This window comes from Edaphosphingomonas haloaromaticamans, assembly GCF_001853345.1.
In the GTDB taxonomy this organism is placed as follows: Bacteria; Pseudomonadota; Alphaproteobacteria; order Sphingomonadales; family Sphingomonadaceae; genus Sphingomonas_E; species Sphingomonas_E fennica.
Window position 1 is genome coordinate 3338103 of the sequence record NZ_MIPT01000001.1, and the last position, 21159, is coordinate 3359261.

The window sequence follows — 21159 nt, forward strand, 5'->3', positions numbered from 1 at the left end:
TCACCAAATCGCTGGCGATCGAATTCGCCGCCGCCGGCGTGCGCGTGAACGCCATCTGCCCGACCGGCGTGAAGACGGCGATGCACGGCAGCGTCGCCCTGCCCGACGGCGTCGACATGGCGCTGGTGATGCGCAATTCGCCCAAGCTGGGCGATCTGTGCGAGCCGGAGGACGTGGCGGCCGCCGTCGCCTTCCTCGCATCCGACGACGCGCGCAAGATCACCGGCATCGCGCTGCCGGTCGATGCCGGGCAGACGGCGGGGTAAGGGCGATGGCGGCCGTCAGCTTCGACTTTTCCTGCCGGCGCGTGCTCGTGACCGGCGCCACCAGCGGCATCGGCGCGGCGATCGCGCGGGCCTTCGCCGATGCGGGGGCCGAGGTGATCGCCACCGGCACCCGCCCTTCGGCCGGCGATTATGCCGATCCGCCGCCCGGCGAATATCGCCGCTTCCTGCTGGGCGATGCCGCCAGCACCGATGCGCTGATCGCCTCGATCGACCGGCTCGACATCCTCGTCAACAATGCCGGCGCCACCGGCCACCCGGAGGATTTCGCCGCCGCCGTCCAGACCAACCTCACCGGCGTCCATCGCCTCACCACCGGCCTTGCCCCGTTGCTGGAGGCGAGCGACATGCCCGGCGGCGGCGCGGTGGTATCGATCGCATCGATGATGGCGGTGTTCGGCAATTCGATCTTCCCCGGCTACAGCGCGGCGAAGGCCGGGCTGCTGCTGCTGACGAAATCGCTGGCGCAGGGCTGGGGCGGGCGCATCCGCATCAACGCCGTCGCCCCCGGCCCGGTGCGCACGCCGATGACGGAACGCTATGCGGACGACCCCGCCTACGGCCCCGCCACCGCCGCCCGCATGGCGCTCGGCCGCTGGGGCGATCCGCAGGACATTGCGGGGCCGGTCCTGTTCCTCGCCAGCCCGGCCGCCGCCTTCATCACCGGCGAATGCCTGATCGCCAGCGGCGGCTATATGATCGCGGAGGCGTGAGGGGCGGAACCGGGGCCGCAAGCGCAAGCGCGGGTGATGGCGGCGGCCCCTCGTTCCCTTCTTCGTCATTCCCGCCTTCGCGGGAATGACGAGGTTTTTGGGGCCAGGGCGCGCCGGACGGGCGATCTCCGCATCGACCAGCGCGAAGGGGGTGCCCCGACGAAAGGACGTTGCCCGCCCCTCAAACGGCCTCCGCCGCCCCCGCCCCGCGCCGCTCGCGGCCGATGGCGAAGGCGGCGAGCGCGAAGCAGGCCGCGGCGATCGCGAAGCCTGCCATGTGCGCGCCCACGGCGAGGCCGTAATTGCCCGTCACGTCGCGCAGCCAGCCGGCCAGCGGCGCCATGCCGAACAGGAAGGGCACGGTGAGCAGGCCGGACAGGCCCATGACGCGGGCGAAGGCGGCGCGGCCGAACAGATGGTTCACCAGCACCGACTTGGCGGTGATGAAACCGCCGCCGCACATGCCGATGACGACCGCGTCGAGGATCAGCACGCCATAGCCCACCGGCAGGATCAGGATCATCCACACTGCCGCCTGCACCACGCAGTTCAGGATCAGCGCCGCGCCGCCGCCGAAGCGATCGGCCAGCCAGCCGAACAGCAGCGATCCGGCGATGCCCGTGCCGCCGGATATGGCCGAAAGCAGCGCCGCCTGCTCCAGCGTCCAGCCCCGTTCGGTGACGAGGGGGACGAGGTGGACCATCTTCGTCACGCCCGCGCCCACCGCGAGGCCCGATCCCACCACCGTCAGCAGGAATACCGGCATCGCCAGCAGCGACAGCATCGGCACCGGCCGGGCGGCGGCGGCCTGCGCGGCGGCGATCGGCCCGTCCGCGCCATAAGGGCGCTCGCCGATCGCTTCCGGCCGGTCGATCACCAGCCACAGCAGCGGCAGGATCGCGGCGTGCAACGCCGCCAGCGCGATCAGCACGCCCTTCAGGCCCAGATAAGGCAGCGCCCAGGCGGTGGCGAGCGGCACCGCCATCACCATCAGCGGCATGTTGACGATGCCCAGCATCACCCCCTGCCGTTCGGCATACCAGTTGGTGACGAGGGTGGCGTTGGGCAGCATCCCCATCATGGCGATGCCCGGCCCGATCATCAGCCCGTAAATCGCCAGCACGGCGATGCCCGAGGGCGCGAGCGCCAGCGCGACATAGCCGGCGGCGAGCAGGACCGCCCCCAGCATCAGCGTGTAGCGGATGGTGAGCCGGCCGATCAGCGCGCCGATGATCGGCGCCATCAGCCCGCCCGCCAGCACCACCAGCGACAAGGGCAGCGAGACCATCGCCCGCGACATGCCGTAGGTGCGTTCGAACTCGTGGAGCAGCGGCCCGAAGGCGCCATAAGTCGGCCCCACCGCCAGATTCTGGGCGATGAAGGCGATCGCCACCATCCGCCCGCCGGAAAAATGCGGGGCCGGCCCGCTCACGCCGCCGCCTCCGGCCCGATCTCCAGCATCACCTTCACCGCATCCGGCCGGCACTGCGTTTCGAACGCCTCGCCGATCGCGGACAGCGGCAGGCGGTGCGATATCAGCGTGCGGCGATCGACGGCGCCGCTGCGCATCAGCTCCAGCGCCTCCACCAGCTCCTCGGGCGCATAGCCGTTCGATCCCAGGATCGCCGGCTCCTTCTGGATGATCGGCCCCATGTCGATGGTCATCGCCCCTTCGAATCCGCCGAAACAGATGATCCGCCCGTCCCGGAGCGCGATCAGGCGCAGCGCCGTCTCCAGAGGCGGCGGGCCGGCCATGTGGGCGATATAGCCGGCGCAGTCGAACACCACGCCGATATTGGCGGAAATGCCGCGATACCCCTCCTCGGTGCCGCAGACCGCCGCGACCTGGGCGAAAACGTCGCCGTCGCGCGGGTTGACGATATCGGTCGCGCCGATTTCCAGCGCCTTGTCCAGCCGCGCCTGCTGCACGTCGATGGCGACGATCCGCCCCACCGGAACGCCGCGCGCGCGGATCGCCTGGATCACGCCCAGCCCGATGATGCCGACGCCGAACACCGCGACATTCTCGCCATCGCGGATCGCCGCCTTGCGCACCATCTGCAGGCCATCGGCCATGGGCTCGGTGGTCGCGGCCTCGGCGAAGCTCACGCCGTCCGGCATGGCGACGAGCTGATAGGGATTGGCCGGCACCGCCACCCGATCGGCCATGCCGCCGCCCAGCCCCGTCACGCCCACCACGCGCTGGTCGAGCCGCCAGCCCTCGACGCCCTCGCCCAGCGCCGCGATGCGGCCGGCGAATTCGTGGCCCGGCACCGTATAGCCTTCGGGCGTCCGCCGGGTCAGCCGGTCGCGATAGCTGTCGTTGCGATACATGTGCAGATCCGATCCGCAGATGCCGCATGCCTCCACCGCGACGATCACTTCGCCCGGCGCGGGCATGGGCGGGGTCGCGTCGCTCCGTATCCCGATATGGCCGGGCGCGGTGAAATCGGCTGCCTTCAAGGGCTCTCTCCATCCCTCGCCGCCTTCTGCGGGCGGCCTTCCTCCGACCGGCAGATTTTCACATCCCGATCATGCCGGCAAATTATATTTACAGTGTGTAACGTAATTAATATCGTCCACAGGAACCAAAAGGAATCATCGAGGGGACGAGAGATGCGCAAGGTGAAGCTGCGGGCGGGGATTTTCCTGGCGCCCTTCCATCCGCTGGACGAAAATCCCACGCTGGCGCTGGAACGCGACCTCCAGCTTGCGGTGGATGTCGAGAATCTCGGCTTCGACGAATTCTGGTATGGCGAGCACCATAGCGGCGGCTACGAGCTTTCGGCCTCGCCCGAGCTGATGATCGCCGCCGCCGCCCAGCGCACCAAGCGCATCCGCCTGGGCACCGGCGTGGTATCGCTGCCCTATCACAACCCGCTGATGACGGCGAACCGCATCGCCCAGCTCGATCATCTGAGCTTCGGCCGCCTGATCTTCGGCGCCGGCCCTGGCCTGCTGGTGTCGGACGCGCACATGCTGGGCCTCGACGCCACCGACTCGCGCCGCAAGCTGGACGAGGGGCTGAGCGTCGTCACCCGCCTGCTGGCCGGCGAATGGGTGACGGAAAAGTCGAGCTGGTATGACCTGCGCGACGCGCATTGCCAGCTTCTCCCCTATAATCGCGACCTCGAGCTGTGCGTGGCGAGCACCTTCTCGCCCAATGGCGGCAAGCTCGCCGCCAAATATGATGCGGGCATGCTCTGCCTCGCCTCCACCATGTATCAGGGCTTCGACGCGCTATCGATCAACTGGCAGATCGCGCAGGAAAGCTCGGCGAAGCTGGGCCGCACCATGTCCCCCTCGCGCCTCCGCTGCGCGACGGAGATGCATATCGCCGAAACCCGCGACAAGGCGATGGACCAGGTCCGCGCCGGTTACGAACGCTATCTGCAATATATCAAGAACCAGTCCGAGCAGCTTCCCGATTCGCCCGCGCACCTGACGCTGGAGGACCTGATCGAGCGGCAGGAGATCGTCGTCGGCACGCCGGACGATGCCATCGCCCAGATCCGCCGGCTGGAGGAGAAGGTGCCCGATTTCGGCTGCCTGCTGCTGCTGGAGAAGAACTGGTCCGCGCCGCACCATCTCCGCCGGTCGCTGGAGATGTTCGCCCGCTACGTCCTGCCGGAAATCAACGGCGACAATCAGGCGCGGGTCAGGAGCTTCGACTGGTGCCGCGAGAAGCGCGACGACTTCATCGAGACGATCATGACCGCCAACCAGAAGGCGTTCGCCCAGCATGCGGCCGAAACCGCCGGCGAGGCGGCCTGAGCGCCGGCCGGACCGGCGCCGAGGTGGCGGCGGCCGGGCGGCGGCGATAGGGAGCGGCGGATGAGCCAGCCCTCCCCCGTCGCCGATCCCGGCCGGCCCCGCCGCGGCCGTCCGCGCAACCCGGAAACGGATGCCGCGATCCTGGCGGCCGCGCGCCACATCCTGGCCACGCGCGGCTTCGACGCGCTCAGCATCGAGGCAGTGGCCCAGGCGACCGGCATCTCCCGCGTCTCCATCTACCGCCGCTGGGCGAGCAAGGCGCACCTCACCAGCGAGATCGCCAATGGCGGCGAGGGGCGGTTGCCCGACGTGATCGCCGAGCAGGGCGTGGAGGCGGAGATCCGCGCCCTCGTGCGCCAGCTTTACGATCGCTATGCCGAACCCGCCATCGGCGCGGCGGCGATCGGCATGATCGTATCCTACCAGCGCGAGCCCTCGCTCCGGGAGGAGCTGCACAGCCCGCTCGAATCCGATGCCCGCGCCCAGCTCCGCTCCATCGTCGCGCGCGGCAAGGCGCTGGATCTGGTGCGCGAGGAGGTGGATGCCGACGCCCTGTTCGACATCGCCGTCGGCACCACGCTGTTCCGCCTGCTCGTCAGCACCGAGGCGCCGGGCGCGTCCACCGCGGATGCGATCGCCGATATCGTGCTGAAAGGCGTGGCAAAAGCGCCGGCCTGAACCGCCCGCCCCAAGGCCCCGCCGCGCCGCCCTTCCGCACCGCGCCGTCGCGGCCATCTTGACGCCATCGCCAACTCGTCCATTCTGCCAAAAAAGGCCATAGGAGAGGGCCGGCATGAAGGCGAAACGCAGCTTTCCCCACGGGAGCGCGACTGCTCTGGCGCTGGCGCTTGCCGGCATCACGGCGATGACGGCGGCGGCATCTCCGGCGGCGGCCACGGCGCGGCTTCCCGAAAATCCCGGCGCGGCCCCCGCCGTGCTGCACGGCGACGATATCGACGGCTTCACCGCCGTCCTGCAGGATGCGGGATACAAGGCGCGCATCCGCACGCGGGAGGACGGGCAGCGCTATATCGACAGCGCCGCCGGCGGGGTGAGCTTCACCGTGAACTTCACCGAGTGCGAGGGCGCCAAGGGCTGCCGCGGCATCCGCTTCCTCGCCTGGCTGACCCGCCCGCCCACGCTGGATGCCAAGGCGGTGAACGAGTGGAACGAAGGCTATCGCATGGCCCGCGCCGCGATCGACGCCGACGACGATCTCGTCCTCGATTATTATATCTCGCTGGTCGGCGGGGTCAGCGCGGCGAACTTCCTCGACAGCTTCGACTGGTGGACCACGCTGGTCGGCGATTTCCGGGGCTTCGTGGAGGATAAGGGCACCAAGGCCCTCGAACCCACCAAGCCGGACACCCGCCGCGATTTCAGCGCCACGGAGCATGGCGGCACGGGCTGAATCGCCTCGCCGCCGGAAACCTAGCCGATCTCCAGAAAGCGGAGATTGTTGGTCAGGCGTTCCACCCTGCAACTATCCCCGGCATCGATCGCGTCGGCGATCGAACCCCAGGCGGCCGCGCTGTTCCTGCACCGCATCCGCGTTTCGTGATGGGCGGCGGCCAGGGCTTCCCGCGCCGCGCGCGAGGCCCAGGCCCGATAGTCGATCCGGCAGGTCATGAGCGTCAATCTTGCTTGCGCGGCGGCGACGGGGCCTCGGCCATGCGGCGGGCATGATAGGCGGCGGCAAGCTGTTCATGGGCGATGCGGGCGCTGGAATGGGTAGCGTCGCGGGCGGCCGTGATCGAGATTTTCTCACGCGAAAGCAGATAGTCCGACAGGCTCGGGACGGTCATGATGCGACTCCTCGGGCAAGCGGGAGCGCGCATTTGTCTCTCAGTCGTCGGATGCCTGCTGGGACTCGGGCCGGCGATGATCCCTGATATACCCTTTGGGGGTAAGACGCGAATCCGCGTAGGGGCGAGGGGCGTTGCGGCAGGGCCGTGGCGATGCCCGCTTTCGCGGGGCCTGGGGGTAGCTTGTTCATCGACAGCCAGAGTTCACGCCTGACATCGGCCCTGGCGACCCTGAGGCGCGGCGCGGCCTTCTTCGGGGACGGGCTGCGCACGGCGAAGGGCCGCGGCGGGCGGAGCCCGGTTTCCTTGCCTCCCGGTTCGGTGGGCGTGGCGGGCCGCTGCGACCATAAGGTGATCGGCAACGGCCTGCGCGAGCTGGACCGGTTCCTGAGCGTGCTGATCGACGAGGTGGCGGGCGCCCTGCCGCCGCGCCACGTCGACACCGGCAGCCTCGCCCGGCAGCGCAACACCCCCAACAAGCTGCGCGCCCTCCATACCGCCATGGGCCGGCCCAGCCCGGATCATGATCGCCTGCGCGCGATCGGCCGGTCCCGCGATTGCCTGTTCTATTGCGACGGCATCGTCACGCGCAGCGACAGCCGGCATGGCGGGACGATGACGGTGGGCTGGCCCTGCGGGGAACATGCCGGCGGCCTCGGCAGAAGCATCGCGATCGGCGAAAGGCTGGTCGTCACGCCCGCCAACCTCGTCTGGATTTCCGCCTTCTACGATCGTCTGGCCATGGATCTGGTGGCGGCAAGTTCCGGCCGGCCGGGGGCCTTGGTTGATATGGACGCCGATTTGGCCTATATGCAGTCCTGCTAACGTCGCCTGCGACGGAACTTGAAGCCCGAGAGGCTGATTCTTCCTTATCTCGCTACCTGGCTCCGCCGGCATGTCGCCGGTGGGATCACTGTGTTTTCGCGAAAGGAAAACATCATGCCGATCGGCACCGTAAAATTCTTCAACGCCGACAAGGGCTATGGCTTCATCGCCCCCGAGGACGGCTCGGGCGACAGCTTCGTCCACATCACCGCGGTCGAGCGCGCCGGCATGGCGACGCTCAACAAGGACCAGCGGCTGAGCTACGAGCTGGAAACCGACCGGCGCGGCAAGCAGTCGGCCGTCAACCTCCAGCCGGCCTGAACGCCGGGCGGAGCGATCCGCCGGCCTTGACGGACGCTGCGTGATTTCGGGCCGGACGGATCAACCCGCCGGCCCGCAAATCGCGGAGCGATGAAGGACAGGCTGGTCCCGATCCGGTTCAGACCGGATGGGGACCGGCCCTTCCCGATGGACGACCGGCAACCGGCCGCAAGGCTGGCCCGGTCGACGCCGGGATGGCGGACGGAAAGCGGCATCGCCGCGACCGGCCCGCCCGCGCGCGATCCCCCGATCGCCGCCCCATGCGCCCGCAGGCGCACCCATGATGCGGCGAAACCGTCGCCGCCTTCCCCCAATCGAACAATTTGCGCGGACGATCCGCGCCCAGGAATTTATGCAATCCGATATGATTCACCCGTCGGCCATTCCGGCCGGCAACCAGCCGATGGCGCCCGCATTCCCGATGGAACATCCCCGGATGGCGGCCCGCAAGTCGGCCCATCTCAGCCGGCGCGAACTGCGTCGGATCGTCGCCGATATCCTCGGCTGACGCCGGGGAGAGGCCGCCCCGGCCGCCTGCCGGATCAATCCCCGGCGAAGATGTCGGGGACCCAGGCGACGCCGTTGATATGGGCGCCGCCTGATATGGGCGCCGCCGTCCACGAACAGCGTGTTGCCCGTCAGATAGCGGGCATCCTCCCCCGCCAGGAACAGCACGACGCCGCCGATGTCCCGTTCGGGATCGCCCATGCGGTGCATCGGGTTGGCGCGCGCGGCCCCGGCGGCGACCTCCGGCTGATATTGCGCGAACTGGCGGAAGGCGGACGAGATCGCCGCCGGGCAGATGATGTTCGCGCAGATGCCGAAGGGCGCCCATTCCCGCGCCGCCGACCGCGTCAGCGCACGGAGCGCTTCCTTGCCGACATTGTAATCGGCCGTGCCCATATGGGCGTTCACGCCGTTCAGCGACGCGACGTTGACGATCCGGCCCCAACCCTGTTCGCGCATGGCGGGATAGGCCGCCGTCATCGACCACTTCGCCGCCATCAGGTTGATGTCCAGCGAGGCGCGGAAGCGATCGTCGTCGAGATTTTCGATGCGGTCCGGCACGCCGCCGCGATAGGCGTTGTTGACGAGGATGTGGATGCCGCCGAAGCGGCCGATCGCCTCCGCCACGCCCTCCATTTCCTCCCGGCAGGTCACGTCGCAGCGGACGAACGCGGCCGTCCCGCCGGCGGCGCGCACCTCCGCCTCGGCCGCGCGGCCCTTTTCGGCATCGAATTCCGCGATCACCACGGCCGCACCGGCCGCCGCCAGCCGGTTCACGATCCCCCGCCCCACGCCATCGCCGCCGCCCGTCACCAGCGCGACGCGCCCCGCCAGATCCGCCATCCCATGCTCTCCCTGCTATGTGATCTCTTGAAAAAGGCGCGGCGGCCGGGATCAGGATCGGCAGGCTATCGCCGCGCGAATTCCTGCGGCGACATGCCGGTGCGGCGGCGGAAGGCGGTGGAAAAGCTGCTCGGGCTGGAAAAGCCCAGCAGATAGGCGATCTCCTTGAGCTGCCGGTCGCCGGCGCGGATCATCGCCTCGGCGCGGGCCTGCCGCGCATCCTCCACCGCATCGGACAGGGTGGTGCCGGTCGAGGCCCGCCATGCGCGCGAAAGGTGGCGCGGGCTCAATCGCACCAGCGTGGCAAGCTCGCTCACCGTCGGCGGCTGGATATCCGCCTCGGCGATGCGCTCGCGCACGCGGTTGAGCTGCCAGCCCGCCAGCCCGCCGCGCGCCGGTTCATCCTCCTCGCTCAGCCGGCCGAGGCCGCGCGCCAGGTCCACCGCCAGCAGCGTCGTCAGGCCATCGAGCAGGAAGGCGCTCGCCATGCCCGGCCGCGCCAGCTCGTCGGCGATGCGGCGCATCGCGCCCGCCACCTCGGGCTGGCGCACGTCCAACAGGGCGCGCTGCACATGCGGATCGGCGGGATCGATATCCAGGTCCGGCCCCTCGCCGCCGCCGGGCGCGCGATCCCGGAACATCACGCGCAGGAAGCTCTGGTCGCCGCCCAGCCCGCGCGTTTCCAGCCGGGTCCCGGCGGGATGGAACAATATGTCGCCCATCGGCAGGAAATCGGCGCGCGGCGCGGCGTAGCGCCCTTCCTTGTGGCCGTGCGGCGGCGCGAGGTTCAGGCTGATCGTCGGCGCCGCCTCGCACAATGTCAGCTCGAAGGGCGTCGGCCAGTGGATGCGGCACAGGTCGATCGCGGCGGTCGCCGTGTCCGCATGGGCTGCGATCTTCCAGTCGGCGTCCACCGCCATCGCTCTCCTCAGTCGACGACCTTGCGGTTGGTCTCGCCCCAATAGGCGGTCATCCGCACGATCAGCCCGTCATCGTCGAATTCCATCACGTCCAGCGTCTCGATCTCGACCTTGACGGGATAGTTTACCGGCCTGGCAATATAGGCGGCCGCGCCATAACGTCCAACCACGCGCACCGCGCCATCCAGCGTCAGCAATATGCCGCCCTGCATCGCATCGAATCCCGCCTGGAAGAAGGCGCCGATCCCGGCATGGCCGTGCTTCTCGCCGGTGCCGATCGGGTCTTCGATCACCGCGTCCGGGTGGAACAGCGCCAGCACGCCCGGCAGATCGGCGGCGCCCATCCGCTCGCCATAGGTGCGCATCACGTTGCGGATATGATCGGGGCCCGGCCCCTCGGTCGGCGCCTGGATGAAATCGCTGGAACTGGCTTCGGCCATCATGCTCTCCTGTCCTGTGCGTCCCGGTCGTGCCGGGATCGTCATTCTTGTGCCGTCCCTTTCCGGCCCGCGTCAGCCATGGAGGCTGACGGATCCGGGCAATCGCTTCACCGCCCGCGCGGATCGCGCGGATGCATCAGCCCGCGCAGGATCACCGACTGGCTCGCCGTCGCCATCAGCGTGCCGTCCTCGGCGAACAGCAGCATCTCGCCATGGCCGAAGCCGTCGGCGGCGCCGTGGACGCGGATCTCGCACTGCACCCAGCCGGTCGGCACGATCTGGAGGAAGCGGATGCCGTTATCCAGGCTATTGGCGCCGAAATCGGCGGTGCCGTCTGACAGGGCGTTGCCGATCGAAGCCGGCACGAAATCGGCCATGATCGCCAGCATCGGCCGGTCGATCGCCGCATCCGCCGCCGCGCCGGCGGGCCTGATCCAGAAGACGAGATGCCCCGCCTCCTCGACCGCGGCATCCCAACCCTTGGCGATGCGCACGTCGAGGCGCGAATACATGTCGTCGGGCGCATAGCCCCAGCGCAGCGGCATGCGCGGGCAATCCTCCGGCCGGGGCACGCGCGCCGGCTTCACGAACTGCACGCGCGGCGCATCGGGCCGGGCGCCCAGCGAAAGGCCGGCGCGCAGCACCTGGCCGTCCCGGCCTTCGGCCATCACCTGCGCCTGGCTGGTATAATGGCCCTCCACCATCGGCACGACGTGGAACTCCACCTCCGTGTCGCGCGGCGCATAAGCGAGATATTGCGCGCTCGCCCACACCACGGCGCGGCCGGTGGTCCGCTCGGCCGCCTCCACCGTCGCCCCCAGCCCGACGCCGCCGAACATGAAGGAGGTTTCGGGCGGCCCCACCGTCAGCCACGGATCGATCGCCAGCCGCCAGCGCCGGGGGCCGTCGCCGGGCACGAGGGTGAAGAAGCCGGCCATCGCCGCTCAGGCGCCCGCGGCCACGCCCCCGGCCGGGGCCGCCTCCGCCTTCACCCGGTCCTTCAGCGCGAACTTCTGCACCTTGCCCGATGCGTTGAGCGGCAGGCTTTCCACCACCTCCACGCTCCTGGGTGCCTTGTAATTGGCCATGTTGGCCTTGGCCCAGGCGCAGATCTCCGCCGGATCGGGGTGCGCGCCGGCGACGGGGATGACGAAGGCCTTGCCCACCTCGCCCATCCGCTCGTCCGGCACGCCGATCACGGCGGCAAGCGCGATATCGGGGTGCTTCTGCAGGATCTTCTCGATCTCCGCCGGATAGCAGTTGAACCCGCCGGAGATATACATGTCCTTCATCCGGTCGGTGATCATCAGCCGCCCGTCCTCGTCGAAGCGGCCGACGTCGCCGGTGTGGAGCCAGCCCTCGGCGTCGATCGCCTCGGCCGTGCCCTCCGGATCCTCGAAATAGCCGATCATCACGTTGAAGCCGCGCACCTGCACCTCGCCCTCCTCCCCGGCGGGCAGGATGCGGCCATCGCCGTCGGCGATGCGCACCTCGATGCCGGGGATCGGCTTGCCGCACGTCCGCGCGACGACGTCCGCCGGATCATGCGCGTCGGAAAGGGAGACGGTGCCGCAGGTTTCCGTCAGGCCATATCCGGTCAGCACCGTCTCGATGCCGATATCCTTGCGCATCCGTTCGATCAGCGCCGGCGGGATCGATGCGGCGCCGGTGATGGAAAGCCGCAGCGAGGACAGGTCCGCCCCGCCGATGTCGGTCGCGAGGATCGTCTGGAAGATGGCGGGCGGCCCCGGCAGCATGGTGATGCGGTGGGCGGAAACCAGGTCCACCAGCTTCGGCACGTCCAGCGTAGCCAGCGGATAGATGGTCGCGCCCGTCATCAGGCAGGGCAGCCACCCCGCCTTGTAGCCGAAGCTGTGGAAGAAGGGGTTGACGATCAGGTAGCGGTCATCGTCCCGCAGCCCCACCGACTGGGTCCAGATGCGGAAGGTGCGGCACGTCTGCCCGTGGCCGCTGATAACGCCCTTGGGATCGCCGGTCGTGCCGGATGTGAACATGATGTCGCTGGGGTCTTCGGGCGTCACCGCGTCGATGCGGGCATCCGTGCCGGCATCGGGGGTGGCGGCGGCCAGGAAGGCATCCCATTCGGGGCCGAAGGTGATGACGCGCTCCAGGTGCGGCAAGTCCTCCGCCGCCAGCATCGCGCGATAATCGTTGCCGATGAAATTATCGACGGTCAGCACCCAGCGCGCCCGCGCGCGGTTGAGGATGAAGGCCGCCTCGCCGCCCTTCAGCCGGGTGTTGAGCGGCACGACCACGCAGCCCGCCGCCTGCGCGCCCACCGCGCCCACGATCCAGTCGAGCCGGTTGGGCGCCCAGATGGCGACGCGATCGCCCTTTTCCAGCCCGGCGGCGATGAAGCCGGCCGCCGCCTTGCGGATCGCTTCCCAGAGGGCGGCGAAGCTGATCGTCCGCTCGCCATCGACCACGCCGGCCTTGTCGCCGAATCGGGCCGCGGCCTCGCGCGCGACGCCGGGTATCGTCTCCATCAGCACCTCTTCCACCCTCTTCTTCGATATGCGTAGCCCCTTACGACATTCTCTACGCATATTGCCTGTTGCTTGCCGCTTCGCTTCATCTATCGTGATTCCATTGTCAACGAAACCCGGTAAGGTGGGGGGAGAAGAAATTGGCCGAGCGGCGTCTGCGCTTCGACGACAAGGTGGTGCTGGTAACGGGCGGCAGCCGCGGCATCGGCCGCGATATCGTGCAGGCCTTCGCGGATGTGGGCGCGAAGGTCGTCACCTGCGGCCGCAATCCGCCGGAAGAGCCGATTCCCGCCGCCTTCCACGCCTGCGACGTACGCAAGGCCGATCAGGTGCAGGCGATGCTGGACGCGATCGGGGCCGAGCATGGCCATGTCGACATCGTCGTCAACAATGCCGGCGGATCGCCGCAGGTGGATGCCGCGAAGGCCAGCCCGCGCTTTTCCGAATCGATCATCGCGCTCAACCTGCTGGCGCCGCTGCATGTCAGCCGCGCCGCCTATGACTGGCTGGTCAAGGCGCCCGGCCAGACATCCATCATCAACATCGCCAGCGTCTCGGCCATCCGCCCCTCGCCCGGCACCGCCGCCTATGCCGCCGCCAAGACCGGCCTGATCGGCCTCACCCGCAGCCTGGCGCAGGAATGGGCGCCCAAGATCCGGGTGAACGCGATCATCGCGGGGCTGATCGGCACGGAGGATGCCGCCGCCACCTACGGATCGGACGATATCCAGCAGGCGATCATCGCCAACCAGCCGATCGGCCGGCTGGGCACCGGGGAGGATATCGCGTCCGCCTGCCTGTTCATGGCGTCCGACCATGCCGGCTATGTCAACGGCGCCGCGTGGGAAGTGGACGGCGGGGGCGAGGTGCCGCCCTTCTTCTCGATCCTCAAGGCCAACGGCCTTGTCTGAGGCAAAGTCCGAGGCAAGCAGGCCGGCCGCCCCCCGCGCCCGCATCGCCGCGCTCAACCATGTCGGCCTCACCGTCGCCGATCTGGATCGCTCGATCGCCTTCTACACATCGATCTTCGATGTGGCGGTGCACGGCCCCTGGGACCGCACCGGCCCCGGCCTCGGCAAGGTCACCGGCTATCCCGGCTGCTCGGTACGGCAGGCCTTCCTCGATTTCGGCCGGCGGGACCAGCTGATCGAGCTGCTGGAATATACCAATGGCGGCACGGTGGTGGACCCGGCCAACGGCAATGCCGGCGCCGCCCATTTCGCGGTGGTGGTGGAGGATGTGGACGCGCTCTACGCCGATCTTTCGGCGCGCGGCCACCGCTTCGTCTCGCCGCCGATCACCACATCGCCCAACCCGCTCTTCTGGGGCCGCGTGACCTATCTGATCGATCCCGATGGCTTCCGGGTGGAGCTTTATCAGCCGCTCGAGGCATGATCCGGGCTTGGCGGACATGCCGGGCCGCGTCTAAGATGAATATGATTCACCATGGCCGCCGTCGCGGACATGGCGGAGACAGAACATAATCACCCGAGGAAGCCTCATGAACCCCGCCGATTTCCGGCTCGATCCGGCCGACGAATATCCCCACCCCGCAGGGCCGGAGCCCAATTTCAACGAGAGCGTCTATGTGAACGCCTTCGACGACGGCACCGGCATCGGCGGCTGGATGCGGCTGGGCAACCGGGTGAATGAGGGGCGGGCCGAGCTTTCCGTCTGCCTCTACCTTCCCGACGGCCGCATCGCCGTGCAGTTCGCCCGCCCGCGCATCGCCGGCAATGACGCCTTCGATGCCGGCGGCCTCCGCTTCGACGTGGTGGAGCCGATGCGCAGGCTCGACGCGCATTATGCGGGCGAGGTGATGATCGTCACCGATCCCGATGATCTGCGCGAACCGCAAAGGCTGTTCGCCTCGGCCCCGCGCTTCCCCTGCACGGTGGAATGGCAGCTCGAAACCATATCCCCCCAGCATGGCGGGGAGCCGGTGCGCGACGACGTGCCGACCATGTATGGCCGCGATTTCTCGCTCGGCCATTTCAACCAGCATACGCGCGCGACCGGCCACATCACCATCGGCGGCGAACGTTTCGCCATTTCCGGCCATGGCTGGCGCGACCATAGCTGGGGGCCGCGCTGGTGGACCAACATCGTCTGGTATCGGCTGTTCCTGGCGGCCTTCCCCGATGGCCGGGGCCTGATGATCCACCGCATCGCCGATGAAAGCGGCCGCACCCGCCGATCGGGCGTGCTGCTGGTCGACGGCGCCTATCACGAGATCACCGATTTCGACGCGATCACCGAATGGGATGCCAATCGCGATCCCGCCGCCGCGCGCATCGTCGTGCGCACGGAGACCGGCCTGACGGCGGATATCCGGGTGGAGGTGCTATCGATGGCGCCGCTGCGCAATCGGCGGGAAGAAGGCGGCCGCACGCTGCTGAGCCGCATCGCCGAGGGCCATAGCCGCTTCACCTGGGATGGCGTGACCGGATACGGCATGACCGAATATATCGAGCGCGTGGCGGAGGACGGCTCCCTTGCCGGCTACCCTCTCTGATCCCGCCCCCGCCGATCCAGCCGAGGCGCTGACCGCCGCCGTCCGCCGCCGCTTCGGCGCGGGCGCGGGGGTGGACAATATCGTCCAGGCCACGCTCGGCGGATCGAACCGCACCCTGCTGTTCGATCTGGTGGACGGCAACGCGCGCCGCCGGCTCGTCTCGCGGGAGGAAACCTTCGGCGGGGAGGCCAACCCCTTCCTGTCGCCCGCGCGGCAGTTCGCGATCATGGCCCATGTCCATGCCGCCGGCGTGCCGGTGCCGGAGCCCGTCTTCGAATATGACGCCGCCGACGCGCTCGGCCCCGGCTTCGTCACCGCCTTCGTATCGGGCGAAACCATGCCGCGCCGCCTGCTGGAGCGCCCCGATCCGGCGGGCCTGCTCCGCCAGATCGCCGCCGCCGCCGCCCGGCTGCACGCGCTGCCGGTGCCCGCCGCGGGAGGAGCGGCCGCCGGCCATCCGCTCGCCTTCCTGGGCGATATTCCCGAAAGCGGCGATCCCGTCGCCGCCATGCGGCTGCGCATCGACGCGCTCGGGGAGCCGCATCCGGCGCTGGAGCTGGGCCTGCGCTGGCTGGAAACCCATCGCCCGCCGGAACGCCCCCGCGCGCTCGTCCACGGCGATTTCCGCAACGGCAACTTCATGGTCGGCGATGCCGGGCTGGCGGCGCTGCTCGATTGGGAATGCACCCATTTCGGATCGGGCGTGGAGGATCTGGGCTGGCTCTGCACCCGATCCTGGCGCTTCGGCCAGCCGGCCCGCCATGCCGGCGGCTTCGGCGCGCGCGACGAGCTGATCGCCGCTTATGCCGATGCCGGCGGCCCGCGCCTCGATGCGGAGGAGCTGCGCTGGTGGGAACGTTATGGGCTGGTGCGCTGGGCCATGTACAACATCCTCCAGGCCCACGGCTTCGAACGCGGCCGCCGATCCCCGGCCTATGCCGTCTGCGGCCGCAACACGGCGATGATGGAATATGATCTGCTGATGACGCTTTCGGGAAAATATGACTGATGCGCCACTATCGCCCTTCCACCGCCGATCTCGTCGATGTCGTCGCCGATTTCCTGAAGGGCATCGGCCCCAGGCTGGATGGCGGCGATCGCTATCAGGCGCTCGTCTGCACCCACATCCTCGCCATGGTCGAGCGCGAGCTGCGCGGAAAGCCGCTGGCGGACGAGGATGAGGCGGCGCTGGCCGCCGCGATCCGCCGGGGCGATCGCGACGGCGATTGGGATGCCGTGTTCGCCCATGTGCTCGATCGCACCATCGCCCGCGTCGCCATCGCCAAGCCCGATCATCTCGCACCGGAGCATCGCCCGTCATGACCGCCCGCATCTCGCTCGCCATCGCCGATGGCGTCGCCCGGCTGAGCTTCTCCGCGCCCGAGCGCCGCAACGCGATCGACATCGCCTTCCTGCGTGAATTCGCCACCGCCGCGCTCGACATCCAGTCCGATCCGTCCGTCCGCGTCACCCTGATGCGCGCCGACGGCCCGGTCTTCTCGGTCGGCGGCGACCTTGCCGAAATGGTGGCCGAACGGCATCGCGCCGAACGCCATGTCCTTGAAATGGCCTCCACCTTCCATCTCGGCATCGAACGGTTGCAGGCGGCCGCCGCGCCGCTGGTGGTGGCGCTGGGCGGCACCGCGGCGGGCGGCGGCTTCAGCCTCGTGCTTGGCGCCGATCTCGCCATCGCCGGGCGATCCGCGAAGCTCGTCTCCGCCTATCTCAAGTCCGGCCTCACCCCCGATGGCGGCGCAAGCTGGTTCCTCCCCCGCCTCGTCGGCCGGCAGAAGGCGTTCGAGATCATGGCGCTGAGCCCCGTCCTGTCGGCGGAGGACGCGCTGGCGCTGGGCCTCGTCGCGCGCGTCGTCGCCGATGACGCGCTGGCGGCCGAGGCGGATCGCATCGCCGCCACGCTCGCGGCGCTGCCGGGCGATGCGCTCGCCGTGCTCAAGCGCCAGCTTCACGCCAGCCCCGGCAACGGCCTGGCCGATCAGCTTGCGATCGAGGCCGGCGGCATCGCGCACGCGGCCGGCCAGCCGGCGGTGCAGGCCGCGCTCGACGCCTTCTTCGCCAAGGCTGGCTAGGTTCCGTGCCCGCCCCGGCCGATATCCTCTCACCGGCCGATCTCGCGGCCCTCGCCGCGCGCCAGCCGATGCCGGAGGAATTCGGGCCGGACAGCCCCCGCCCGCTGATCGCCTTCGCGCTCGCCGATGCAGATCCCGCGCTCGGCCCGTGGCTCGCGCACCTGCCCTGCCCGGTGATCGGCATCGGCGCCGGCCCGCTCGACCTCGCCTGCGATGTCGTGCTGGACGATGCCGACCAGCTCGGCCCCATCGCCCGCAACGTCGCCGCCGCGCCGATCGCGGCGATGGTCCTCGTCCAGCATCTGCGCGCCAGCGCCGGCCTCCCGCTGGAATCCGCGCTCACGGCGGAAAGCTTCGCTTATGCCACCCTTCAGCAAGGCCCCGAATTCAGGCGCTTGAGCTTCCCCCGCATAGAACGGAAGCCCGCCAACCAGCCCGCCCCGGTCGAAATTTCATATACCGAAACCGGCATGGGCCTGCGCCTCAACCGCCCCGCAACCCTCAACGCCATCGACGCCGAGATGCGCGACGCCCTGTGCGAGGCGCTGGATATCGCCCTGCTCGATCCCGATGCGCCCGCCGTTCGCCTCACCGCCGCAGGCCGCGCCTTTTCGACGGGCGGCGAGGTGGCCGAATTCGGGCTGGCCGCCGATCCCGCCACCGCGCATTGGGTCCGCTCGCTCCGCCTGCCCGCCCGCCGCATCGCCCGGCTGGCCGATCGCCTCTCCGTCCACGTCCATGGCGCCGCGATCGGCGCCGGGCTGGAGATCGCCGCCTTCGCCCGGCATCTGACCGCGACGCCCGATGCCTGGTTCCAGCTTCCCGAGCTGAAATATGGCCTGATCCCCGGCGCCGGCGGCACCACCAGCCTGCCGCGCCGCATCGGCCGGCAGCGCACCGCCTATCTCGCGCTGTCGATGCGCCGCCTTTCCGCCGCGGCCGCGCACGACTGGGGGCTGGTGGACGCGATCGTGGAATAGGCCACCGCGCCCCCCACCCAGGTCGCCCGCGCCCGCACCGCCGCCAGACCGGCGCGCGCCGCGGCCCATGGCCGATCGATCAGGCAAAGGTCCGCCGGCTCGCCCACCGCCAACCGCCGGGCCGGGCCGCCGGGATCGTCAGGACGGCCGGTGAACAGCGCCAGCGCCCGTTCCGGTGTCACCGCTTCCTGCGGCCCCAGCCCTTCGGGCCGCGCGACCGCCGCCGCCATCGCCACCCAGGGATCGATGCCACCGAACGGCGCGTCGCTGCCCGCCGCCACGCGGATGCCGGCGGCCAGCAGCGATCGCAGCGGATAGAGGAACGGCCGGTCCGCCGCCGCCACCTCGGCGCGGTAGGCCGCCTGCCTTTCCGCCACGAAGTGAGGCTGCGTCACCACCGTCAGCCCCAGCCGCGCGATCCAGTCGATCGCCTCGGGCGGAGCCACGCCGCAATGCTCGATCCGGTCGCCGCGCATCGGCCCCGCCGCCTCGATCGCCGCGAGCGTCAGCATCAGTTCCGCCAGCGTCACGCAATGCGCGGCGACCGGCCGGCCGGCGCCGTGCGCGCCGGCGATCTCGGCGGCCAGCGCGTCCAGCCCCGGCAGGTCATGATCGTGATAATGGAGCTTCAGCGCTCCTGCGCCTTCCAGCCCGTCCAGCGCGCGCGTGCCCATCACCAGCAGCCGCTGCCGCAGACCGGCCTCGCGATAGCGCGCCCAATCGCGGGCATCGTTGCGCGGCGTCACCTCGGTCACCCCGGTCACGCCGTAGCTGGCGAGCAGATCGCCCAGCGGCCGCAGGTCCGGCGGGTTCCGGGGCAGCCGCGCGGCGAGCCAGGCATCGCCATCCACCAGGCGGCCATCTGCCGGCCCGCCATCGAGCAGGTCCATCGCCCGGCTGTTCAGCACCCACATCCGCCCGCCGCGATGCTGGATCCGGATCGGCCGGTCCGGCCCATAATCGTCGAGCCAGGCGCGGTCGATCCGGCCGATGCTGTCATGATAGCCGATGCCGCGCAGCCAGCCGGTGCCGGGCGCGGCCCGCAAGCGGGCGGCCAGATCGTCCAGCGAAGCGATGTCGGGCGGCCCGCAGCGCAGCGAGGCCAGCGCGGCGGCGGCGGCGTTCAGGTGGATATGATGATCGTGGAGCCCCGGCAGGACCGCCGCGCCGCCGGCCTCCATCACGGCCTCCTCCGGCGCGGGCGCAAGAGACGGTGCGATCGCCGCGATCCGGCCGCCGGCGAGCCGCAGGTCGACCCTTACGCCGTCCAGCTCCGCGTCCCGGATCAGCATGATGCCAGCACCGCCGCCGTATCCGCCCCCAGCGCGCGCGCCGGCGCGAAGGGCGCGCGCGGCGGATAGAGCGGCGCGCCGTCCCGCTCCGCCATCGCCTGCCATTCCGCCAGCAGGTCGCCTTGCGCGATACCGGCCCGCATCGCGTGCGCGGTGGTCCCGGCAAGCGACAGGGCGATCAGCCCGGCCTCACCCCGGCGCCAGGCGGCCCAGGCGGCCAGCGCCGCGTGCAGCCCCGTCAGCGGATCGGCGATGGCATCGCCCGCGAACATCGGCTCGCCCCAGCCGGCCGCCATCGCCTGCGCGAGGCCCGCCGCCACCGCCGCATCGTCGCCGAAACCGACGCGATCGGCGGCCGCCCCTTCGCGCCCATAGGCCGTGATCGAAACCCAGATGGCGCCATTCGCCACGGCCTCGTCCGCGTCCACGCCCAGTTGCGCCAGCGCGCGCGGCCGCGATCCTTCGATGACGATATCGGCCCGCGCGACCAGCCGGCGCAGCGCGGCCCGCCCCTCCCCGGATCGGAAATCGAGGGCCACGCCGCGCTTGCCGCCATTCAGCAGATCGAAGAAGCCGGCATGGCCCAGCCGCGCGCCGTCCGGCCGGGCAAGGCTTTCCACCTTCACCACATCGGCGCCGAGCATCGCCAGCAGCGATCCGGCGAGCGGCCCGGCCCAGAGCGGCGCGAGATCGACGACAAAGGGGCGATTTCCCCCGGCTGCCCTGATCGGGCCGGCCCCCCTCCTGCGAAGCCAGGGCGCCGGAGCCGGTTGGGGCGCGGCGGCGAGCGCGATCGGCAGGCCCATCTCGATCCCGCGCGCGACGAGATCGGCGGCGGGCCGAAGCCGCGCCTCGCGCGCGACGCCATCCCAGCCATCGGCATCCGCCTCCAGCCACGCCGGCAACAGATCCCGATCCTCCTCCCGCGCGAGATTGAGGGCGAAATATCCATCGGCGGCCGCGATCAGCCGGCAGGAACGGTTGGCGGACATCGCGCCGCCCCGCTGCAACCCCATCAGCCGCGCCCGCTCGCCGAGCAGCAGCGCGCCATGGGGGGGGAGCGGCGCATCGGGCGGCGCCAGCGCGGCGAGCGCCAGCAGGGCGGCATCGGCCGAAAGCGTCAACGCCGCCGGGCACATCAACGCAGGACCGTCTTCGCGCCCCGTCGCCGCCATCAGTCCGGCACGGCGCCAGGCAAGCGCGGGATGGTCCCCGCCCCCGTCCGGCACCGGCAGGGGACAATCGCAATCGACGAGCAGCCGGCGGGCGAGATCGGCGGGAGAAGGCGGCATCGTCACCAACGGATCATGCCGCCGCCCGTGCGCCGGAGCCAGCCCGGATTTGCG

Annotated in this window: 25 protein-coding genes; 14 read left to right on the forward strand and 11 right to left on the reverse strand. The window is 70.1% G+C overall.

Translation table 11 applies throughout. The features are described from left to right. Together BHE75_RS15450 and BHE75_RS15455 are read left to right on the forward strand one after the other, a co-directional pair. The coding region (locus tag BHE75_RS15450; RefSeq protein ID WP_139181847.1) for an SDR family oxidoreductase at window positions 1-266 on the forward strand (266 nt) is incomplete at its 5' end. A gap of 5 nt (window positions 267-271) precedes the next feature. Continuing rightward, on the forward strand, window positions 272-997 hold the full coding sequence (locus tag BHE75_RS15455; protein WP_070934396.1) for an SDR family NAD(P)-dependent oxidoreductase: 726 nt from the start codon (window positions 272-274) through the stop codon (window positions 995-997). A 181-nt stretch (window positions 998-1178) separates the two neighbouring features. Here the strand turns inward: BHE75_RS15455 and BHE75_RS15460 are convergent, their stop codons facing one another. Both BHE75_RS15460 and BHE75_RS15465 read right to left on the reverse strand, forming a co-directional pair. Continuing rightward, complete coding sequence (locus BHE75_RS15460; RefSeq protein ID WP_070934397.1) at window positions 1179-2429, reverse strand: MFS transporter; 1251 nt, start codon at window positions 2427-2429, stop codon at window positions 1179-1181. Further along, window positions 2426-3460: a zinc-dependent alcohol dehydrogenase gene (locus tag BHE75_RS15465; protein ID WP_070934398.1), complete on the reverse strand. Its 1035-nt coding sequence runs from the start codon at window positions 3458-3460 to the stop codon at window positions 2426-2428. Before BHE75_RS15465 ends, BHE75_RS15460 begins: the two co-directional genes overlap by 4 nt. A gap of 153 nt (window positions 3461-3613) precedes the next feature. Here BHE75_RS15465 and BHE75_RS15470 point away from each other — a divergent pair, with 153 nt between their 5' ends. From BHE75_RS15470 to BHE75_RS15480, 3 genes are all read left to right on the forward strand, one after another. Further along, complete coding sequence (locus BHE75_RS15470) at window positions 3614-4771, forward strand: LLM class flavin-dependent oxidoreductase (protein WP_070934399.1); 1158 nt, start codon at window positions 3614-3616, stop codon at window positions 4769-4771. Between the two features lie 60 nt (window positions 4772-4831). After that, window positions 4832-5449 (forward strand): TetR/AcrR family transcriptional regulator, encoded by a 618-nt coding sequence (locus BHE75_RS15475; RefSeq protein WP_070934400.1) that lies wholly within the window; start codon window positions 4832-4834, stop codon window positions 5447-5449. A gap of 115 nt (window positions 5450-5564) precedes the next feature. Continuing rightward, on the forward strand, window positions 5565-6182 hold the full coding sequence (locus BHE75_RS15480; protein ID WP_015457675.1) for a YbjN domain-containing protein: 618 nt from the start codon (window positions 5565-5567) through the stop codon (window positions 6180-6182). A 20-nt stretch (window positions 6183-6202) separates the two neighbouring features. Here the strand turns inward: BHE75_RS15480 and BHE75_RS15485 are convergent, their stop codons facing one another. Further along, entirely contained in the window at window positions 6203-6409 is a 207-nt protein-coding gene (locus BHE75_RS15485) for a hypothetical protein (RefSeq protein ID WP_144061986.1), read from the reverse strand. Next, window positions 6406-6576, reverse strand: coding sequence for a hypothetical protein (locus BHE75_RS24555; RefSeq protein WP_170112628.1), 171 nt, complete (start codon window positions 6574-6576; stop codon window positions 6406-6408). Before BHE75_RS24555 ends, BHE75_RS15485 begins: the two co-directional genes overlap by 4 nt. Window positions 6577-6759: 183 nt before the next feature. Between BHE75_RS24555 and BHE75_RS15490 the strand changes: the two genes are divergently transcribed. Further along, complete coding sequence (locus BHE75_RS15490) at window positions 6760-7401, forward strand: hypothetical protein (RefSeq protein ID WP_070934401.1); 642 nt, start codon at window positions 6760-6762, stop codon at window positions 7399-7401. A gap of 114 nt (window positions 7402-7515) precedes the next feature. Then, the gene (locus tag BHE75_RS15495) at window positions 7516-7722 is read left to right on the forward strand and encodes a cold-shock protein (protein ID WP_015457678.1); all 207 of its coding nucleotides are present in this window, start codon (window positions 7516-7518) and stop codon (window positions 7720-7722) included. Between the two features lie 369 nt (window positions 7723-8091). Here BHE75_RS15495 and BHE75_RS15500 read toward each other — a convergent pair whose 3' ends face one another. The 5 genes from BHE75_RS15500 to BHE75_RS15520 form a co-directional block, all read right to left on the reverse strand. Next, window positions 8092-9072, reverse strand: coding sequence for an SDR family NAD(P)-dependent oxidoreductase (locus BHE75_RS15500; RefSeq protein WP_139181742.1), 981 nt, complete (start codon window positions 9070-9072; stop codon window positions 8092-8094). A gap of 65 nt (window positions 9073-9137) precedes the next feature. After that, window positions 9138-9992, reverse strand: a complete 855-nt coding sequence (locus BHE75_RS15505) for a helix-turn-helix domain-containing protein (RefSeq protein WP_070934402.1) — start codon at window positions 9990-9992, stop codon at window positions 9138-9140. Window positions 9993-10000: 8 nt separating this feature from the next. Then, window positions 10001-10432 carry a nuclear transport factor 2 family protein gene (locus tag BHE75_RS15510; RefSeq protein ID WP_015457681.1) on the reverse strand — a complete coding sequence of 144 codons (432 nt, stop codon included), beginning with the start codon at window positions 10430-10432 and terminating at the stop codon, window positions 10001-10003. Between the two features lie 107 nt (window positions 10433-10539). Then, window positions 10540-11370 carry an acyl-CoA thioesterase gene (locus BHE75_RS15515; protein WP_070934403.1) on the reverse strand — a complete coding sequence of 277 codons (831 nt, stop codon included), beginning with the start codon at window positions 11368-11370 and terminating at the stop codon, window positions 10540-10542. A gap of 6 nt (window positions 11371-11376) precedes the next feature. Then, window positions 11377-12939, reverse strand: coding sequence for a FadD3 family acyl-CoA ligase (locus BHE75_RS15520; protein WP_070935973.1), 1563 nt, complete (start codon window positions 12937-12939; stop codon window positions 11377-11379). Between the two features lie 140 nt (window positions 12940-13079). Between BHE75_RS15520 and BHE75_RS15525 the strand changes: the two genes are divergently transcribed. From BHE75_RS15525 to BHE75_RS15555, 7 genes are all read left to right on the forward strand, one after another. Next, on the forward strand, window positions 13080-13850 hold the full coding sequence (locus BHE75_RS15525; RefSeq protein WP_070934404.1) for an SDR family oxidoreductase: 771 nt from the start codon (window positions 13080-13082) through the stop codon (window positions 13848-13850). Beyond that, the gene (locus tag BHE75_RS15530) at window positions 13843-14334 is read left to right on the forward strand and encodes a VOC family protein (protein WP_070934405.1); all 492 of its coding nucleotides are present in this window, start codon (window positions 13843-13845) and stop codon (window positions 14332-14334) included. Before BHE75_RS15525 ends, BHE75_RS15530 begins: the two co-directional genes overlap by 8 nt. Window positions 14335-14440: 106 nt before the next feature. Continuing rightward, window positions 14441-15454 (forward strand): DUF7064 domain-containing protein, encoded by a 1014-nt coding sequence (locus BHE75_RS15535; protein ID WP_070934406.1) that lies wholly within the window; start codon window positions 14441-14443, stop codon window positions 15452-15454. After that, complete coding sequence (locus BHE75_RS15540; protein ID WP_070934407.1) at window positions 15435-16463, forward strand: phosphotransferase family protein; 1029 nt, start codon at window positions 15435-15437, stop codon at window positions 16461-16463. The genes BHE75_RS15535 and BHE75_RS15540 overlap by 20 nt, the downstream gene beginning before the upstream one ends. Continuing rightward, window positions 16463-16777: a DUF6285 domain-containing protein gene (locus BHE75_RS15545; protein ID WP_070934408.1), complete on the forward strand. Its 315-nt coding sequence runs from the start codon at window positions 16463-16465 to the stop codon at window positions 16775-16777. The genes BHE75_RS15540 and BHE75_RS15545 overlap by 1 nt, the downstream gene beginning before the upstream one ends. Further along, window positions 16774-17541: an enoyl-CoA hydratase/isomerase family protein gene (locus BHE75_RS15550; protein WP_070934409.1), complete on the forward strand. Its 768-nt coding sequence runs from the start codon at window positions 16774-16776 to the stop codon at window positions 17539-17541. Before BHE75_RS15545 ends, BHE75_RS15550 begins: the two co-directional genes overlap by 4 nt. Window positions 17542-17546: 5 nt before the next feature. Further along, window positions 17547-18521, forward strand: a complete 975-nt coding sequence (locus tag BHE75_RS15555; RefSeq protein ID WP_070934410.1) for an enoyl-CoA hydratase/isomerase family protein — start codon at window positions 17547-17549, stop codon at window positions 18519-18521. Here the strand turns inward: BHE75_RS15555 and BHE75_RS15560 are convergent. Further along, window positions 18443-19813, reverse strand: a complete 1371-nt coding sequence (locus tag BHE75_RS15560) for an amidohydrolase family protein (RefSeq protein ID WP_070935977.1) — start codon at window positions 19811-19813, stop codon at window positions 18443-18445. The genes BHE75_RS15555 and BHE75_RS15560 overlap by 79 nt on opposite strands. Next, window positions 19807-21105: a CoA transferase gene (locus BHE75_RS15565; protein ID WP_070935975.1), complete on the reverse strand. Its 1299-nt coding sequence runs from the start codon at window positions 21103-21105 to the stop codon at window positions 19807-19809. Before BHE75_RS15565 ends, BHE75_RS15560 begins: the two co-directional genes overlap by 7 nt. Between the last annotated feature and the right edge of the window lie 54 nt (window positions 21106-21159).

Bases quoted from the DNA above. Each gene is read 5' to 3' on its own strand.
- BHE75_RS15455 (WP_070934396.1), top strand. From the start codon at position 272: ATGGCGGCCGTCAGCTTCGACTTTTCCTGCCGGCGCGTGCTCGTGACC.
- BHE75_RS15470 (WP_070934399.1), top strand. From the start codon at position 3,614: ATGCGCAAGGTGAAGCTGCGGGCGGGGATTTTCCTGGCGCCCTTCCAT.
- BHE75_RS15475 (WP_070934400.1), top strand. From the start codon at position 4,832: ATGAGCCAGCCCTCCCCCGTCGCCGATCCCGGCCGGCCCCGCCGCGGC.
- BHE75_RS15480 (WP_015457675.1), top strand. From the start codon at position 5,565: ATGAAGGCGAAACGCAGCTTTCCCCACGGGAGCGCGACTGCTCTGGCG.
- BHE75_RS24555 (WP_170112628.1), bottom strand. From the start codon at position 6,576: ATGACCGTCCCGAGCCTGTCGGACTATCTGCTTTCGCGTGAGAAAATC.
- BHE75_RS15495 (WP_015457678.1), top strand. From the start codon at position 7,516: ATGCCGATCGGCACCGTAAAATTCTTCAACGCCGACAAGGGCTATGGC.
- BHE75_RS15500 (WP_139181742.1), bottom strand. From the start codon at position 9,072: ATGGCGGATCTGGCGGGGCGCGTCGCGCTGGTGACGGGCGGCGGCGAT.
- BHE75_RS15505 (WP_070934402.1), bottom strand. From the start codon at position 9,992: ATGGCGGTGGACGCCGACTGGAAGATCGCAGCCCATGCGGACACGGCG.
- BHE75_RS15510 (WP_015457681.1), bottom strand. From the start codon at position 10,432: ATGGCCGAAGCCAGTTCCAGCGATTTCATCCAGGCGCCGACCGAGGGG.
- BHE75_RS15515 (WP_070934403.1), bottom strand. From the start codon at position 11,370: ATGGCCGGCTTCTTCACCCTCGTGCCCGGCGACGGCCCCCGGCGCTGG.
- BHE75_RS15520 (WP_070935973.1), bottom strand. From the start codon at position 12,939: ATGGAGACGATACCCGGCGTCGCGCGCGAGGCCGCGGCCCGATTCGGC.
- BHE75_RS15535 (WP_070934406.1), top strand. From the start codon at position 14,441: ATGAACCCCGCCGATTTCCGGCTCGATCCGGCCGACGAATATCCCCAC.
- BHE75_RS15545 (WP_070934408.1), top strand. From the start codon at position 16,463: ATGCGCCACTATCGCCCTTCCACCGCCGATCTCGTCGATGTCGTCGCC.
- BHE75_RS15550 (WP_070934409.1), top strand. From the start codon at position 16,774: ATGACCGCCCGCATCTCGCTCGCCATCGCCGATGGCGTCGCCCGGCTG.
- BHE75_RS15560 (WP_070935977.1), bottom strand. From the start codon at position 19,813: ATGCTGATCCGGGACGCGGAGCTGGACGGCGTAAGGGTCGACCTGCGG.
- BHE75_RS15565 (WP_070935975.1), bottom strand. From the start codon at position 21,105: ATGCCGCCTTCTCCCGCCGATCTCGCCCGCCGGCTGCTCGTCGATTGC.